12 protein-coding genes and 4 pseudogenes are annotated in these 16,514 nt (G+C 51.7%); 6 read left to right on the top strand and 10 right to left on the bottom strand.

What is annotated here, in order from left to right:
- Positions 1–78: 78 nt before the first annotated feature.
- Positions 79–522, bottom strand: a complete 444-nt coding sequence (locus IEX86_RS22640) for a hypothetical protein (RefSeq protein ID WP_188868436.1) — start codon at positions 520–522, stop codon at positions 79–81.
- 18 nt (positions 523–540) lie between these two features.
- On the opposite strand from IEX86_RS22640, the gene IEX86_RS22635 reads away from it, so the two are divergent.
- From IEX86_RS22635 to IEX86_RS22625, 3 genes and pseudogenes are all read left to right on the top strand, one after another.
- Positions 541–936, top strand: a complete 396-nt coding sequence (locus IEX86_RS22635; RefSeq protein ID WP_308423910.1) for a helix-turn-helix domain-containing protein — start codon at positions 541–543, stop codon at positions 934–936.
- Between the two features lie 565 nt (positions 937–1,501).
- A pseudogene (locus tag IEX86_RS22630) lies at positions 1,502–2,338 on the top strand (IS5 family transposase); the annotation flags it as partial.
- Positions 2,339–2,552: 214 nt separating this feature from the next.
- The gene (locus IEX86_RS22625; protein ID WP_188868434.1) at positions 2,553–3,773 is read left to right on the top strand and encodes an ATP-binding protein; all 1,221 of its coding nucleotides are present in this window, start codon (positions 2,553–2,555) and stop codon (positions 3,771–3,773) included.
- A gap of 1,632 nt (positions 3,774–5,405) precedes the next feature.
- Here IEX86_RS22625 and IEX86_RS22620 read toward each other — a convergent pair.
- The 5 genes and pseudogenes from IEX86_RS22620 to IEX86_RS22610 form a co-directional block, all read right to left on the bottom strand.
- Positions 5,406–5,696, bottom strand: a complete 291-nt coding sequence (locus IEX86_RS22620) for a Rossmann-fold NAD(P)-binding domain-containing protein (protein WP_188868433.1) — start codon at positions 5,694–5,696, stop codon at positions 5,406–5,408.
- Positions 5,697–5,749: 53 nt separating this feature from the next.
- Positions 5,750–6,229 (bottom strand): GMC oxidoreductase, encoded by a 480-nt coding sequence (locus IEX86_RS25175; RefSeq protein WP_229685461.1) that lies wholly within the window; start codon positions 6,227–6,229, stop codon positions 5,750–5,752.
- A 243-nt stretch (positions 6,230–6,472) separates the two neighbouring features.
- Positions 6,473–7,073, bottom strand: a pseudogene (locus tag IEX86_RS25170) (GMC family oxidoreductase N-terminal domain-containing protein); the annotation flags it as partial.
- 84 nt (positions 7,074–7,157) lie between these two features.
- Entirely contained in the window at positions 7,158–7,322 is a 165-nt protein-coding gene (locus tag IEX86_RS25840; RefSeq protein WP_373290476.1) for an NAD(P)-binding protein, read from the bottom strand.
- 58 nt (positions 7,323–7,380) lie between these two features.
- Positions 7,381–8,151, bottom strand: coding sequence for an alpha/beta fold hydrolase (locus tag IEX86_RS22610; protein ID WP_188868432.1), 771 nt, complete (start codon positions 8,149–8,151; stop codon positions 7,381–7,383).
- An 89-nt stretch (positions 8,152–8,240) separates the two neighbouring features.
- Here IEX86_RS22610 and IEX86_RS22605 point away from each other — a divergent pair.
- A pseudogene (locus IEX86_RS22605) lies at positions 8,241–9,680 on the top strand (HD domain-containing phosphohydrolase).
- Positions 9,681–9,698: 18 nt separating this feature from the next.
- Here IEX86_RS22605 and IEX86_RS22600 read toward each other — a convergent pair.
- The 4 genes from IEX86_RS22600 to IEX86_RS22585 form a co-directional block, all read right to left on the bottom strand.
- Positions 9,699–10,109 (bottom strand): hypothetical protein, encoded by a 411-nt coding sequence (locus IEX86_RS22600; protein ID WP_188868431.1) that lies wholly within the window; start codon positions 10,107–10,109, stop codon positions 9,699–9,701.
- Positions 10,102–10,440 (bottom strand): hypothetical protein, encoded by a 339-nt coding sequence (locus IEX86_RS22595; protein WP_188868430.1) that lies wholly within the window; start codon positions 10,438–10,440, stop codon positions 10,102–10,104. The genes IEX86_RS22600 and IEX86_RS22595 overlap by 8 nt, the downstream gene beginning before the upstream one ends.
- Before the next feature lie 283 nt (positions 10,441–10,723).
- Entirely contained in the window at positions 10,724–12,412 is a 1,689-nt protein-coding gene (locus tag IEX86_RS22590; protein ID WP_188868429.1) for a Na/Pi cotransporter family protein, read from the bottom strand.
- Between the two features lie 582 nt (positions 12,413–12,994).
- Positions 12,995–13,351: a DUF1090 domain-containing protein gene (locus IEX86_RS22585; RefSeq protein ID WP_188868428.1), complete on the bottom strand. Its 357-nt coding sequence runs from the start codon at positions 13,349–13,351 to the stop codon at positions 12,995–12,997.
- A gap of 567 nt (positions 13,352–13,918) precedes the next feature.
- On the opposite strand from IEX86_RS22585, the gene IEX86_RS22580 reads away from it, so the two are divergent.
- A complete protein-coding gene (locus tag IEX86_RS22580; protein ID WP_188868427.1) occupies positions 13,919–14,452 on the top strand; it encodes an RNA polymerase sigma factor in 534 nt (177 codons plus the stop codon).
- 664 nt (positions 14,453–15,116) lie between these two features.
- A pseudogene (locus IEX86_RS22575) lies at positions 15,117–16,469 on the top strand (glycoside hydrolase family 5 protein); the annotation flags it as partial.
- Positions 16,470–16,514: the final 45 nt, after the last annotated feature.

Genomic DNA, 16,514 nt, shown 5'->3' with positions numbered 1-16,514 from the left:
CGATGGACATTATCCATAACCCACTCAGGCTAGGGTGACCACGCGTCAAACGACAAATCTGGGCATGGTTAAGCATCCTCAATTTGGAAGATGCAATTCCGCCGAGAAAATCGTGCAAGTTTTTAAGGGCTCATTCACTAGGAAATCCAAGGTAGAATAAGTTTTCGGTCCTTCTACGCGGTAAACATATCCAAGCTCTCGGTCTTGCTCGTTGCGTATGGAGCAGACCTCTACCAGCGGCTCCATCATCCAGCGTCCTGTTTTATTTAGTGAGCTTGGTGAAACTAGTAGAGCTTGTTCTATCCAGGCGTTGTCAGTTTTTACGGCCACGATCTGCTCAAGCAATGGGATTGTGGGAACCATCAGCATGCTTCGAAAAATCTCTTGGCCATCAACCTCTACTAGCTGGAGATAAAACCAAGGCCAGGCTATCTCTTGCTCGACAAATGACCAGAACTGCACGCCGGCTGGGTCGTTTGAAAGTCCAGGAAGTAACTCGGCATTACGATTGGTCTTGAACACGTCGCGCCTCGGCTTTTGATGAGATTATATCTCGATTGGCGAACAATATATGTTGTAGTCATAAATTGTTCAATACCGCTTCATCCTTCCATTTTGCGGGGACGTAAAATGGATGTTAGAAATTCGTTCGGTCAGGCGCTGAGACTGGTAAGGCAAAGCCAAGGCCTTAGTCAGGAAGATTTTTCAATTGTCAGTAGTCGCACCTATGTCAGCTTAATAGAGCGTGGAGGTACGAGCCCGACGCTTGAAAAGCTTGATAGCTTGTGCAGGGCTCTCGACGTTCACCCAGTCACCATGATAGCTCTGACCTATTTACTTGGTACGGGCAGTCTGGAGGATTATGAAACGCTGCTGAGCCGGGTTAGTAATGAGCTAATGAAGCTAGTAGCAGAGCAAACTACATCGGCTCGCTGAGCGATTTTGCCTACGTCGTTGATAGGCTTTGATGAGTTGTGCGCTTGGCATTTCGGCAATGACGCCACATTAATGCTTACACTGCCGGTTGGTTCGCGCTAGCCGTTAGGTACCAGATAAAACAAACAATTGTGAGAGTTCACGCACGGATATCATCAACACCGCTAAAGATAAAATTCGTCGACAACAGCGATTACCAAACACCGAAGCTTCTTCAATCCGAAGAAAACCGATACATTTGCCAAAGTAGGGAGCTTTGCCCTCGCAAGTAGGTTGTTGCCACGTGACGAGCATGACGGCTTGAAGCAGAAGATGTAATCTTGGACCTTTACGCTTTAATGTTGCTCACGTGGCGTCGATGTTGAAGCTGGTCATAGATTCCCCGGCTGTCGCTGACTCAGCAGCTCATCAGTTGAATTCCAGAAGCCTCTCGACTCTGGTCTCGAATATTCCCAAAGCTTTCATCAAACATGAACCAAAAGTGGCTTCTTTTGAATGGATACAACAGTGAGTGCTATCACAAGTTTGATTTAAATTCTGTCTCAAAATCGATTTGCTAGGCTTCATGTGGAGGCCAGAGATCACGGGCCGTTACGAGTTGGGCGACCGATCATGGGCACTGATTAGCGACCTGGTTTCTCTCAGGCAGCAGCGCGGACGGCGCCGCAAGGATGATCGCCGGATGCTTAACGGCATCTTTTGGGCGCTGTGTTCAGAGGCGAAGTAGCATGATTTACCCAGTCATTTTGGCGCCTGGCAAACGGTCTATCACCGTTTCCGTCTCTGGCGAGACCGCTTGCTGTCTAACGCTCTACTCAAGCAGATGCATCTGGAGCTGAGGCGGGACGGCTGTATTGATCTAAGTATCTGGATGGTTGACTCGATCGCTATCTATGAACGCGTGCCCTCTCAGGTACCCCTAAAAAGGGGTAACCAAACGCTGGGGCGCAGTCGTGGCGGGCTGGCAAGCAAGCTAAATCTTATCTGTGATACCCACGGCGTTCCCTTGAGCTTTGCTGTCTCGCCTGGCCATCATGCTGGTATTGGTTACTTCACACCTATACTGGAAGCAGTTTGCCTACCGTCTTCGCCAGGTCGGCCTATCAAACGGTACCGCACGGCTCTGGCTGATAATGGTTATGACAGCCAGGCGCTACGCCAGTACTGCGACCGCTTCAGGATCAAGCCCATCATCCCGCTACGTCAGATGCATCGCTGTCCCTGGAAAAGTCTGCCCAGACTGTTTGACCGACCCGCCTACCGCAAGCGCGATGTTATCGAGCGGCTCTTTAGCTGGCTTGAGGAGCATCGCTGGATAGCCACTCGTTTCGAGAAGCTCACCAGCAGCTTTGAAGTCATGATTTCTCTGGCTTGCTTACGGAGTTGCTTGAGAAAAGCTTTCTTAAACAGACTCCAGAAAATCCAAATACATTTCAAAAGTAGAAGTCTTTATAAGCGGCATATTGATAACGAAAAAGTCACTGATTTCTAGGTTTTGTCCTTGAAGGTTTTAGGCATTTCTAAGCACTAGCAGGCCCCGGTTGTGAAGCCACATTAACAATTATGGAACTTGAGTTAGGCTGTAATTTCACCCATCAAGTGGATGAAATTCAGCCATGTATCCAAGAAAAATCCACCAAAATATAATAGAAGCCCTCCAGGATACCCCGGTAGTGCTACTCAATGGTGCACGCCAAACCGGCAAGAGCGCTTTAATTCAGAGCCTTGAACGAAAAGCCACTTATTACACATTCGACAATCCTACAGTCTGTGCTGCGGTTCAAGCAGACCCGTTCGGCTTCATAAATTCCCTCAAGGGGCCGGTTTGTCTTGATGAGGTCCAGCGCGCGCCTCGGATATTTCTCGCGATCAAGGCGTCTATAGATCAAGACCGTACCGCTGGACGTTTCCTGCTCACCAGTTCGGCCAACCTGACGCTTCTGCCTCAGGTAGCCGAGTCTTTAGCAGGGCGTATGAAAGTAATTGGCCTTTGGCCGCTGGCGCAGTGCGAGATAGAAGGCAAGTCGACGAGCGTGATTGATCGACTCTACAGAAACGACCTCCCCGACAGATGCGGTTTTCAAAGGCAGGACTTTATAAACCGATTATTGCAAGGTGGATATCCCGAGGCACTGGGACGTGTAAATAATCGCCACCGCGAAGCTTGGTTCGAAAGTTACCTCTACACTGTTCTAACTCGAGATATTCGTGACCTGGCTCAAATCGATGGGCTAATAGAGTTGCCAAGGTTGATGAGGCTGCTTGGGGCTCGTAGTGGCAAGTTGCTCAATGCAGCCGAGCTCTCACGCTCAATTGGGATACCGCAAACGACCCTTAAGCGTTACCTGACTCTGCTCGAAGCCTTATTCTTGATACGTCAGGTGCCGGCATGGGCTTATAACCTAGGAAAGCGACTTCAGAAGTCGCCCAAGCTGTTCGTGACTGACTACGGCATGATGGCCCATTTGCAAGCGTTGAACAGCAGCCGAATTGAAGACAAATTTGAATTACCCGCTGATCTTGTCGAAGCCTTTGTACATGCAGAATTAGTCAAGCATCAGGGCTGGTCGGCATCATGCACACATTTAATGCACTACTGCACCTATACCGGCGTTGAGGTTGATTTTGTTCTTGAGAATCGGCAAGGCGAGTTGTTAGGTGTTGAGGTTAAATCAGCAGCCACGATCAGCAGTAAAGATTTCAGCAGTCTTCGCCAACTGCGAGAGGTAACACCGCAGCAATTCAAACATGGCGTGGTCTTCTATTTTGGTGATCAGGTTGTGTCTTTCGATAAGCAGCTAATAGCCGTGCCGATTTCATTGTTATGGATCAATTGAAGAGGCTTTCCCTTCTTCCGTTGAGTCTGTGGCTAATTGCGCTGAAGATAATCTAATCGCCATGCGAACTGGACATGGCACACAAAGGTTGCGACTTTGCCCTCTATTACCTACGAAAGCGCAACTCGGAGCACGACCCAAGCCACGCTGGTGGTGTTCCTATCAGTTTGTCCTGGCTGCTGGCTTACTTCGGCCTATCAAGGGAAAAGGTGCACTAGGTCAAATCGTAGGACAGTGGGATGACATGTTTAACTCGACATGATGCGTGTTTGCGAAAAATTCTTACTAATCGACTCTCACGTGCTACTTATGCCGTCCGGTTTTCATCACCTCTCCCGTCAGAAGTCGTGACTTGTCCTTTAGAGTTCTCCAGGTTACTTAGGGAGATCAGCGAGGATCCAGCTGAATATCAGTAGAGTTCACTCACCCATCGGTGAGACTCCGCCGAATACTAATAGAATTCATCCATTCACCAACGACGTTCCGCCAAATACCAATAGAGGGCAGCGAGCCAGCAGCGACATTCCATCAAGTACCAACAAGGGGCAGCGAGCCACCAGTGAGATTCCGTCAATACCAATCGGAATCAGTGAGCTACCCGTGAGATTCCGCCAAATACCAATAGAATTTATAGCCCACCCATCGGCGAGACTCCGCCAAATACCAACAGGGGGCAACGAGCTACCAGTAAGATTCTGTCAAATACCAATAGGAATCAGTGAGCAATCAGTGAGCAATCAGTGAGGTTCTGTTGAATACTGGTAGAAACAAGTGCCGGGCTTTTACTTACCAGTAAAAAAGCAATGCCAGAACAGAGACATTCATAACCATACCTTTAAAAAAACACTGTCTTACCTATGCGAATCAACGGCGGGAACTTGAATATCTGTTAGGTAACCATTAGGACACCAGTGAGAGTGCTAAAAGCAGGTTTAGATTTAAGGCAAAAATGACCTTGATTGCATTCCACCCTGCTGATAATTCCAACAGGCAATGCAGAAATACATGAGGCGGTATTCAGCGAAGAAACCTAGGAAAAGGATGATTCGTATAGCGCGGATAGACTCCTTGACTAGTACTCGACAACCCCTTCAAACCAGACGATTTCACTAATCCCAGCTAGCACCTGCAAAAAATGACCAAATAATCCGTGTAAAACATACCGCTATAATAATTGGCTTCTATACAAAATAAAGGGCCAATAATAGCCATAATTACCGGCTTGGTCGGTGACCAATTTTTCAGCCTAAAACATACCGCTAATTAATATTGACCCTCTATAACCTTGGCCACCCCCCTCCGTATTGCATGGGCAATAAAAGACCAATTTTTAATGCTAAATAGCCGTCTAATGTAATTATTGAGTTTGACCCTCTACTTTTTCTATTCTCCGAGCATTACTGTCCAACCATGGACCTAACGATGTTTCTTGTAATGAAACGCCAGCACACATTATCGGTATACAAAGGTCTGACTTCGGAAAGAAGACTTTGGCGTATCTTTAAGTCTTTGCCATTGGCACCACTTAAAGGTCGTACTCGCAGGTAATGCCGTCGGCGAAAGTCGCTAAACTTTTTTGGCCACTCTTTCTGCCCCTGTAACTGAAACACCAAAATGCAGTCGCGTGTCCCGCTACGAGTTAAGCAATGTTGCATGCAAGGCTTCGCGCGCAAGCGCTAGACATGGCCCGACGACCAGATTTCCGGGGAGCCGCGTGACGCTCAACTCTGCCCCTCTATTATCAAGAATGCGCTGGGTTTCGATCGGAGCTGCCATCGTTGAAAGTGAATCCCGTAGCCCTAGCTCGTGCAAAGCCCGTGCTGCATACCCTGGCAAGTAGAACCCAGTGCTTCCCTGTGGCGCATCGGCCTTGCGCTTGATCAAATCGGGGCCGAATCCCTGCTGTTCTAGCGCCCTAACCATTGCAAGGCCAGCTATACCTCCGCTAACTATCATTATCCTCACTGCATTACCCGTTAAGACACAGAAGTTGTAGCCATTGAGCCATGCGCAGCGAGAACCATGTCGGCAGCACGTTCACCAATGACAACGCATAGAGCCATCGTATTTCCCACAGTGATTCGAGGCATGATCGAGGCATCCGCGATGCGAAGTTTCTCAATGCCATACACGCGAAGCTGGCAGTCGACTACTGACATCGCATCGCGGCCCATTTTTGCGGTGCAGGACTGATGCCAGTAGGTTAAGACAGCATTACGTATGAACTGCTCCATCTCGCGACGTTCTTTCGGCCCTGGAACGACCTCGCGCTTTACCAACCCGTTGAAGGCTTCGCTGTTACCGAGCGCCCTGCACAGGTTGATCGACGCGAACGCCGCTGCCATATCCTCAGGGGCACTCAGCGAGCCCGGCTCAATGAGCGGGGCGTCCAGTGGGCCAGCACCCGACAGGCGCAAGCGACCTCGACTAACAGGCTTGGCCAGCCCTGCAAACATCGTCCAGCCATGTTGCGGCGGCTGAGTACCAACTTCAGGGGGAGAGGGCACTGGAAATTCGAGCTGACATTGCAGCAGGTCTGGAGCGTCCAGGCGGCTGTCGCTCCTCCAGTACAAGGTGGTTTCACACCCACTACCGCCTATCAGCTGAGGTTGCCGATACTCCCAGGTACAGCCAAAGGCAATATGGTCCTGAAGATTTTGGCCCAGACCTGGAAGGTGATTGATCAAGGCGATGCCATGGGAGTGCAGTTGATCCTCCGGGCCAATCCCCGACTGCATGAGTACCTTTGGCGTGTTTACCGCGCCCATGGATAGAATGACTTCAGCTCCAGCATGAAAGCGGTGCCGCTTGCCTTCCACTACCGCTTCAACACCGATTGCCTTTGTCCCGCTAAGCAGTACACGGGTCACCAACGCGCCCGTCAGGACCGTCAAATTCTGCTGCTGCAGCCGTGGCCGGATGTAGGAGTCGTAAACGGATTCGCGTTTGCCCTGGTTGATGCGTAGATCGGTAATCGCGACGCCGCCCGGGCCTTCCATCATCTCTCCATTGGGACTGTCGTACCTAGGAATACCTAGACTGCTGGCCGCTTCCAATGTCGCCCGGGCGAGAGGTTGAGGTGTGGCAGGCATGCTCAACATGCACGGGCCCGCCTGAGCCGCGCCGCGCTGCATCCGGGCTTCCTTGCCAATTTTCAATCCTGCGATAGTAATCTAGTACTGAGTTGTAGCTCCAGGCGGGATCGCCGGACTCGGCAGCGAAATAATCCCAGTCCGAGCGGTGCCCACGCGCCCAGACCATTACATTGATGCTAGATCCACCTCCGAGCCCTTTGCCCATGCTCAGGGAAAGGCGACGATCATTGAGGTGGGGATTAGGTTGCCCCTCGAATGCCCAGTCACGGTCCGTACCGAGGTTCATCGGTCATTGTGCCGGTTCGACAACCTCAGGCCCTGAATACGCGTTGCCTGCTTCTATCAGCAATACGCGTGCGTTGTTATGGTCGGCAAGACGGGCAGCAACCACGCATCCCGTCGTACCTGCGCCACACACAATGAAGTCATAGCTCTGAGCATGTAGATGGTTCATGTCCGCTCCGTATCAATGTAACGAGTGGGTTCAGGAGTATTAGTGGCTTCGGGGATCACTAACCACCATCGCTTCGCACTGCTTCGAGTATCACCTTAGCTACCTCGGCAGGTTGAGACTGTTGTGGAACATGGCTCGTGTGTAGCTCATTCAATTGAGCGCCGATACGCTTTGCGGTAGCGCGCTGGACGTCGGGGTGAATCATCCGGTCCTCAGTGGCGAGCAGATACCAGGACGGTTTGGTCTTCCAGGCAGAGACGGTCGTTCTATCCTCGAATGCAGATGCCTTGATGGGCCCTTGCGTTGCGGTCATCACGGCGGTCTGCGCTGCTGGGAGGTCCTGAGCGAAGCCCTTGGCCATACCTTCTGGCGTCAGGTAGAGAAAGCCATTGCCGTCTGCCTTGAGCTGACTGATGCCAGGAGGCGTAGGAGCGCCTTTGCCCTGTTCGCCGCTGGTTTGTCCGGCATCCGGCGCGAATGCGGCGACATATACCAGAGCGCTAACTTTCTCGTCGCTGCCGGTCTCGGTAATCACTGTACCGCCCCATGAATGACCGACTAGAACCGCCTTTCCCTGCTGATTGTTTAAGGCACGGCGTGTAGTGGCAACATCGTCGGCAAGCGAGGTGAGCGGGTTTTGCACGACCGTAACGGCAACCCCTTCGGCCTGAAGCAGCGGCACGACTTTGGCCCAGTCGGATCCGTCGGCGAATGCGCCATGTACGATCACCACCGAAGGCGTTGTATCCTCCGCTTGACTAGTACTTGCGATAAACGTGCCTGTAAGGGCAAAGGCGAAGGCGGCGATTTTTGATCTGAGTGTTTTCATTGGATTGGCTCCTGTGTTGGAGCTCAAATTCTGCTGACTTGCCTGCTTTGTGGGCATCGGTCATTTATCCGACTCCGGAGTATTTTTCAATGAATAGCGCGTTGGCATTGAACATCTCATTGAGCGGAGCACTAGGAGTGATTGCCCAGGTCGGTGACCTCAACATGGGACAGCCTCTCCGGCATTCCCAGCGCGTTGCTAGACTGGCGCGAATGCTGGCCTGGGCCAGGCACGGCGACGGTGAGCACCTGAGGTTAGCGGAACAGGTTGCCCTACTGCGCTGGTCTGGCTGTACCGCAAATGCCGAAGGGTTTGCGGATCTTCTGGGTGATGATGTGGATGGCCGCCGCGCGATGCTCGACCTGACTCTAGGCAAGGAAGAAATGAATGCGGTGCATCAGGCAGCCCCGCTTGCTGTCGTGCACTGTGAGGTATCTGGAGAAATAGCCAAAACTCTCGAACTTGGTGCCGCTGTCAAGGCAGGCCTGTGCCACGTATTCGAAGCCTACGATGGGACCGGTCGGCCGCAGGGCCTGACGCATGAATACATTCCGGAGGTCGCCTATCAAGTGGTGCTTGCTGGTGATCTGGATATTCTCAGCCGAGCCTATGGCCTTGATGCGGCGCTACGCCGGATCCGTGAGCAGTCGGATCGGCGTTATCCTGCTTATCTCGCATCGTTGCTCATAGGAAACGCAAGGGAATGGCTGGCGGACTTGGAAGCGCCTTCTCAACTCACTGACCATGCGCAGACCGAACGTTACGTCTCGCTAACGCTGGTAGGAGATGTGATTGACCTGAAGCTTCCCTGGTTGGCAGGGCATTCACGACAAGTGGCACATGTCGCTATGGGAGCTGCATGCCAGTGGGGGCTTGGTGAGCCAGCCCTTAACGAGATCGGAAAGGCAGCGCTTGTCTACAGTCTCGGCCGGGCAGCCGTTTCCAACCACCTCTGGAATACTGCGGGGGCGCTCCCATACGGCGCTGCGGAGCGGGTACACCTCGTTCCCTACTGGACGCAACAGGCGCTAAGGCCTTTTAATTAGTTGGCCGCGTCTGGAGAGATTGCAGCCCATGCTTACGAACGGCTCAACGGCAGTGGCTATTTTCGAGGCGTAATGGGCGATGCGCTGTGTGCCGAGCATCGACTGCTCGCCGCTTCCGTAGCCTGGGTCGCACTAAGGCAAGCCCGGCCATGGCGGCCGGCCTATAGCGAATCAGATGCGGTGAGACTGCTTAAGCAGGATGTTGGCAGTGGCTTGTTTGACAACAATGCGTGCCAAGCGGTGATGGCGGCCGCACGGGGCGAGCGAGGGATTTATAAGCACAAGGCTTCGTTACTGACTACGCGAGAGTGTCGCATCCTCCTTGAAATCAGCCGTGGCGCCAGCAATAAGCAGGTGGCGCGGCTGCTGGACATCAGTCCAAGCACGGTTCGCACACACATGGAAAGCATCTTTTGCAAGCTGGGATGCTCAACACGAGCAGCGGCTACCTTGAAGGGCCTGACACTCGGGTTGATCGCTTGATCAGCCTAAATCCGATGGTTAGGATTTGAAACACGACGCAAATCCCCAGATTTCGAACTGCATGCCCGCCATCCATCCACCACTAAAGATGAGTAGCCCGCAGGCAACACCTTTTGCAACACGGTGGATGGATCGTGTTATCAAGCCTATTGCCATACCACCGACGCTTGCGCTGAGAAGTAAGAATAAAAGGCTGATGTTTTCAAGCTCAAGTGCGCGAGCTGGGTTACCAAGCGCGCCACCTTTCACGTCCCCAATACAGCCCGCCTCAAACGTGACGAATAGTGAAGCCGCTGCACTTAAAATACATAATAGACAGAGGCTAAGCGGAAGGCATTTTGAAGCATTGGTTAGCAAGATAATTAAAGCCTTGAAATTTAGCATAACCGGCAGCCTGGAAGTAGTCCAGTTGACTGCAATGTTAGCCATTATGACGCTCCAAAACGGGGTTGAAAACGGCGAGGACGATAGCCTTTCCGACGACATGGGACGCTTCAGAAACCACAATTTCGCGGCCTCGCCAGAGTGTGTTCGGATATGCCTCGGGGGTAATAAACCATACGTTTGCCCGGCATTCGCCACCAGGTGCCAGTTCAGCAATATCAAGCAGTTCGATTCTTGCCGATGTTTGGTAGTCATCGTGAACGGCAAAGTTAGGCAAATATCCTGAGCTGATCGACCATGTCTTTCCTCCTGCATCAGTGGGATCAGGCGAAGGATTATTTCTGCATCGGCGGGGCGGTTCACTTGGTTGGCTCACGTTTATCAAGGGGCGGACTTTAGCCCGTCCCAGTGAGCGAAGAGAATGGTTTGAACCGTGTGTTAGGCCTTTCAGATGACCCACGGCCCTAGGTTCTGTACGAAAAGTACCGGCGTAGGCATCGCAGCGTGCAGGCATGAGTGCTGACACAGCCACAGACCCAGTACTTTGACCGTGAGGCAAGTCATCACTGGGGCTGCCTCCAGCGCTATGGCTAGGCGCTGCGGTCTGCCTTTCCAGTCTTTGTAATTAATGGCGCTCATCGAATGCACTGCTGCTGACCTCAAAGAGGCTTGGCGAGCATGCCGGGCGGTGCATGGTCAGCGGCCCGGGTCTCATCGCTATGCCCTAATTTTCGTGAGACGGACACACTTTCTTCAGTGATACGCTGCACCAGATGAAGTGCGCGTTCTGCGCTCCCCAATAGAGTCAGGATGGCGCCACGTTCGTCCCAGCCCAATTTCTGTTCGTTTTGCAAACAGCGCTCGCGCAGCTCAACAATCTGCCCCGCATAGGCTTGTGGCAAGTAGACCCCTTGGGGGCCATTTTTTACAGCGGGCTCTACGATGTCGAGGAGGGCGGAGACAATAGCCTGGCCGTTTTTGGAAAACAGTTGGCGTTCGATACGCCGCGCAATTTGCGACAAGGTTTCCGTAAGACTTGCACTGAAGTCTTCTTCTTCGATCAGGCTCGCGAGCAGATTGGTCTGGTGTGCATTCAAGTTATTCTTGAACATCTGTGCCGTGTAAGCACGAATTTCCTGACTTAGGCAGTTCAATGCCTGCTCATGTTCGGCAACGTCTTTCAACGCGTTGGGTTCGCCACGAGCAGCGGCCAATAGCAAGCCTGCGCCTTGAGTATAGCGCGCCAGTTCCTTGCTCACGGCAGCTACACCGGTATTGATATCGTTGAGTGCTGCACGGTCGAGGTAACGGGGCATGGAGTAGTCCTCTTCCTCGCCCCGGCTCGAACCAATGCGGGAGAGTATGCGGTCAAACACCCCTATGAACGGAAACATCAATGCCGTGTTGAAGATGTTGAACCCAATGGAGTACAAGCCTACCGCCACCGGTACGAGCGGGAAGCTCTCCTTGCCGTCGACCGTTACCGATTTGGCGACGTCCATACCGAACAGGCTCATAGCCCACTGCAGAATGTCCATTGACAGGAAGAACAGCGGGAACATCACTGCCACGCCAATGAAGTTGAATGAGATATGCGCATACGCTGCGCGCTTGGCGTTCTTTGACAGGTTTAGCGATGCCAGCCACGAGGTGATGGTTGTCCCCAGGTCTGCCCCCAAGGAAAATGCCACGGCGGTTTGCCAGTCCAGGATGCCTGCTGCCCCCAGGCCCATGACAATACCGATGGTAGCCGACGATGAATGGATCATCGCCGTGATACCTGCTGCTGTCAGCACGCATAGGGCCAGGCCGCCATAGCTATCAGCCTGCAGACTTGAGATTGCCGCCATTATTTCGGGCAGGTCGCGCAGTGGTTTGAGCCCACCGGTCAGCAGGTTCAACCCATAGAAAATCAGTGAAAAACCAATGGCTGCCAGCGAGATACTTCTGACTTTGTCATTCTTACTGAACACATAAACCAGAGCAAACAAGCCCGCGAAGATTAGCCCCAGAGGTCCCAAGGGCAAGGCGATCAGGCCGTTACCCAACGTTGTACCAATGTTGGCCCCCATAATCACGCTAATCGCGGGTCTCAGGCCTACAACACCGGCATTGACCAGGCCGACCACCATGACGGTCATGGCAGTACTCGATTGCAGCACACCGGTAATGACCGTACCGGCGGCAAGTCCTTTTACGGGCGTGCCTGCGAGTTTGGCAAGCCAGGCGCGCATGCGGTTGGCGGCTAGATTATTTATCCCGTCGGACATGAATTCCAGCCCGAGCATGAAAATACCCAGGCCGCCAATGACGGGGACCAGCAATTCTTTGAAGATGTCAATTTCCATGACAGCTCTCCAATAGAGGGGAGGTTGCCGGCGCGGACCTCTGCCCACCGGGTAGCACATACCGGCAGGTGCGCAGGGTTCAAAGCATGAACGCTAGAGGCAAGATGTGACATACCGGTGACAGCCAACCGGTGTTTTATAAGGGAGGTGACCAATGGTCTCTGTACAATCGTGGCGGCAACCTGAAGGCCATTTAGGGTGAGCCTTCTTTTCGATGTTGTTGGCCATACTACTCTGAGCAAGATAAGCACATGATCGGTAGGGATCGCGCCAAGCACAACCTTACAACCGTGCGGGACACGGTTTGCTTGCTATTTGCTCGAGGCTGGTTTATCAGGCGATGTCGTATGCTTTACATAAACAAGGGCACGGCAGCAAGACACTACCTCAGTACTGCAATCAATTTAGGAACAGGCCCATATCCCGGTCCGCTTGATGCGTTGAGGTCAGAACAGTGAGCTGAAACGTTATTTAAAGCGCTTAGAAGGCTTTGCCGAATTGCTACTCTATCGAAAAGAGACCATTAGCTTCAAAGCGTGACCTTTCAGGTCTTCTTATGCATAAATTCTTTTTGCACAGAATCTATTCTTTGATTGCATCACGCAGTTCCTGCTGGGCCTCTGCCAGCTTCCGCCTGCGTTTATTAATGGTCTCAGCCGAGCTGCTGTTGATCACTTCTTGCAGATCAGCCTTACGCTCATTGACCTCTTTGCGCGCTTTGCTGATTTTTTGTTGCCGTTTGGCCTGTAGCCCTGCGTCTGTACAATTATTCCGTACGGATCTCAGCGCTGTTTCCAAGCCGCGAATACGGCTGTCGTTACCATGTTCTCGGGCATGATCCAGTTGTCGCTGAATTTTATTTTCTTTCTCTGAGCAATTCTGCGCCTCAGCAAGGCTCATAGTAAGTAATAGATAAAGAGCAGCAATTGCATATCGCATTCGTTGGCGGACCAAGTTAGTCATACAGTGGGTTAAGCAGCATAGCTGCTGTCGTAATAGTTGCCGTAGAGGACGTTTAGGCGTCTTGATGGCAGCTCAGCACTCCAGCACTCCGCTCCGGCAAACGAAAGTCCGCTAGTCAGTACGAGATTTGTGCAGGTGGCAGATAAAACCTGACTCAAAAGCCTGTCTGTTTTTCAAAAACTGAGCCATGTGGGGCTCATGTCTTTATCTCACTTCATTTTTCATGAGTGCAGATGAAAGCCTGAACCTGCTGCCTAGCATCCGTTATTGGACTCGTCATGGTTACCACCAGAAAATCTGCTCATTCTGCCTTTAGATGAAACTTCCATATACCTCTCATGGGCCTAACGAGTTGGGTCCATTATCACCATGATACGTGTGCAAGATTTGGTAATACTTTAGAGTGCTTTATGCAAAATCTTGCGCTGGATGATGACTGTAAAGCTAAGTTATTGCTTATAAATCAATAACTTATATTCAATCAATAAGCTGGCACGTCTATCGCTATAGAGAGCTTACCAATTACAATAGAAGGTAAGTCTCATGCATGCCAGCATCTCTAATGTCCTGTGCGTATCGGCCGGTATTCGTCAGCTCACCAGCGATCAAATCCAGATGTTGAGAGCCTTCATTCAGAAGCGCGTAATGAATCCGGACGACGTGGACGACATTCTTCAATGTACCTTTCTTGAAGCCCTGCGCAGTGAGCACAAATTTCAAGGAACCAGCAAACCCCAGACTTGGCTTTGTGGCATAGCCCTAAACCTTATCCGTAACCATTTTCGGCGGTTGTACAAGCAACCCTATCAGGAGAGCTGGGATGATCATCTGCATTCAGATGTGGAGCAGAGTGGAGATATTGGTCATCAGGTTGATGGTCATCGTCAGCTGGTAAGAGTTGTCGATGCCATTAACCGATTGCCGATCAATATGCAGCGCGTGATCAAGGTCAGCCTTGAAATGGACGGTAATTATCAGGAAACGGCCTCATCGCTGGGTGTACCTATTGGCACTGTCCGCTCACGTCTATCGCGAGCAAGAGAGCAGTTGAAGCGGCAGGTCGACACAATGGCATAAGCACATTAGTACAAGGTGAAGTGGATTTGGCAATCTAGGGCGTAATGACACAGGCATGAGCAGCTGCCAGCGTTACGCCGCTGTGACAAGCCACAGCAGATACACCAAGACAGGCAGGGTTTTCAGGTCAACAAAGCCAGCCTGACCTAAGCATAGATGGCGACAGTGTTATGTATGCATGTCGCCACTTATGCATGCTAATAGGCCTGTCTGCTACTTTCTGCGATCGCTAAAGCATGGGCGAGGCTGTAGGTAAATGTTAGGTTGTCCTTAATCCTCATCTTTGATCCCTGTCCCTGAGCAGGAATTTTTTATCGATGTTACATCTTAAAGTGATGCCAATATATTGGCATTTTGATTTTAAGAAGTCCGATTTCAAGATGCTGTCTAAGTGTTGTCCTTCTGCCATTGGTTAAGCCTGATGAATGGTCCTTAAGAAAGGACACGCAAATCAGCAAGTTACCAAGCAGAGGTTTCTATACTTATCTGTATGTATATGATCGGCCCTATCTTGGCATAGAGTTTGAATTACCTACTGCATGTGCCCGGAAGCGCTTCTGTCATGAATTTAAGTGGCTGAAACATTTATTTTTTAGATCTGGCTTCGCAAATATGGATAGGAGACGCCAATCCCTGATTACTTCGCAGTAGGGTTTATCTCATTATGTTCTCTTGTCTTTCCAAGCGTTTTGTAAAGTGTCTTCCTGTTGTCGCTGCACTGGTTTTGGGTGGCCAAGCTGCTCAGGCGGAACCCATTGACCTGGTGAGCCTTAACCTCTCCGGTGCGGGATTTGCGCCTCATGTGCTTCCTGGCATCAATGGTACCAACTACATCTTCCCGATCGAGTCGTATTTCCAGCAGTGGAGCGCCCGGGGCATCAAGACGTTTCGCTTTCCCATTATCTGGGAGCGTTTGCAGCCTAAGCTGGGTGGACCGCTGGATCCTACCTATGTAGCCTTGATTGACCGTACGTTTGGCTATGCCCAAAAGCACAACATCAAGATCATCCTGGACCTGCATAACTATGCGCGTTATCGCGGACAGGTGATTGGTACCAGTAGCGTCCCCTATGTGCGCTACCAGGAGATCATGACCAAGATCGCGCAGCAGTGGAGCAACCAGCCCGCGCTGTACGCCTATGACATCATGAACGAGCCCAACGGCGCACTGGCCTATTGGGCAACGGCTGCCCAGTACGGTATCAACGGCGTACGTGCAGTAGACAAGACGCGTCCGATCATTGTGGAAGGTAACGGCTGGTCGAGCGCGACCCGTTGGGCCGAGTGGAATGATCCGTTGCTGAACCTGAAGGACCCGTCCAACAACATCATCTTCTCGGCGCACTCCTATTTTGATGAGAACGCCGGTGGCAGCTATGGCGATGTGGACGTTAACACGCTTGATGTGATGTATGGCGTCAACCGGGTCAAGCCTTTTGTGGAGTGGCTGAAAAAGCATGGTCAGCGTGGTTACATCGGTGAGTTTGGTGTACCGGATAACAACCCACGCTGGAACATCTTGATGGACAACATGCTGGCGTACCTGAAAGAGAATTGCGTACCAGCTTCCTATTGGGCAGCAGGCCCAGGCTGGGGCGATTATTTCATGTCGGTTGAGCCTATCAATGGTGTAGAGCGTCCGCAGTGGCCGACTCTCAAGAAGTATATGGACAACAGCAGCTGTACGGAAATCGGTCCTAAAAAGACTGTTGTAACTGCACCAACAACACCCACCACACCAGTTGCAACTACACCCGCTACAACAGGTGTTGTGAGTGAGATTAACAACATTACCAATGAGGACTGGCTAAACGGTGTGTATCGCAAGAAGCCGGGCTTTTCAATCCCTGCTACCGACGCCAACAAGGTAGCCTTTAAGGCTGGTGCGTCGGTCCGTCTGGCCGACGGGCAGGTAAGAAAGGTCACTTCTGCTCAGGTGGGTACCAGGATGGCCGTATACCTTGAAGGAGCTGCGGTTGACGGCGCAGTAGTTGGCTATCCCAAGACGCTGGTGGTAGTGGCCAACTAAATAAGGCAGGGTTTACGCTGTTCAAAACCTATG

It is taken from the genome of Pseudomonas asuensis, from assembly GCF_014646755.1.
Taxonomy (GTDB): Bacteria; Pseudomonadota; Gammaproteobacteria; order Pseudomonadales; family Pseudomonadaceae; genus Chryseomonas; species Chryseomonas asuensis.
The sequence above is the reverse complement of the archived record's forward strand: the minus strand, read 5'-3'. Positions and strand labels throughout refer to the sequence as shown.

What these genes read in the sequence shown, in the direction of transcription:
- IEX86_RS25175 (WP_229685461.1), bottom strand. Translation starts at nt 6,229, where the DNA reads ATGTTTGCAGGGCTGGCCAAGCCTGTTAGTCGAGGTCGCTTGCGCCTG.
- IEX86_RS25840 (WP_373290476.1), bottom strand. Translation starts at nt 7,322, where the DNA reads ATGAACCATCTACATGCTCAGAGCTATGACTTCATTGTGTGTGGCGCA.
- IEX86_RS22635 (WP_308423910.1), top strand. Translation starts at nt 541, where the DNA reads ATGAGATTATATCTCGATTGGCGAACAATATATGTTGTAGTCATAAAT.
- IEX86_RS22590 (WP_188868429.1), bottom strand. Translation starts at nt 12,412, where the DNA reads ATGGAAATTGACATCTTCAAAGAATTGCTGGTCCCCGTCATTGGCGGC.
- IEX86_RS22625 (WP_188868434.1), top strand. Translation starts at nt 2,553, where the DNA reads ATGTATCCAAGAAAAATCCACCAAAATATAATAGAAGCCCTCCAGGAT.
- IEX86_RS22600 (WP_188868431.1), bottom strand. Translation starts at nt 10,109, where the DNA reads ATGGCTAACATTGCAGTCAACTGGACTACTTCCAGGCTGCCGGTTATG.
- IEX86_RS22620 (WP_188868433.1), bottom strand. Translation starts at nt 5,696, where the DNA reads ATGGTTAGGGCGCTAGAACAGCAGGGATTCGGCCCCGATTTGATCAAG.
- IEX86_RS22610 (WP_188868432.1), bottom strand. Translation starts at nt 8,151, where the DNA reads ATGAAAACACTCAGATCAAAAATCGCCGCCTTCGCCTTTGCCCTTACA.
- IEX86_RS22585 (WP_188868428.1), bottom strand. Translation starts at nt 13,351, where the DNA reads ATGCGATATGCAATTGCTGCTCTTTATCTATTACTTACTATGAGCCTT.
- IEX86_RS22580 (WP_188868427.1), top strand. Translation starts at nt 13,919, where the DNA reads ATGCATGCCAGCATCTCTAATGTCCTGTGCGTATCGGCCGGTATTCGT.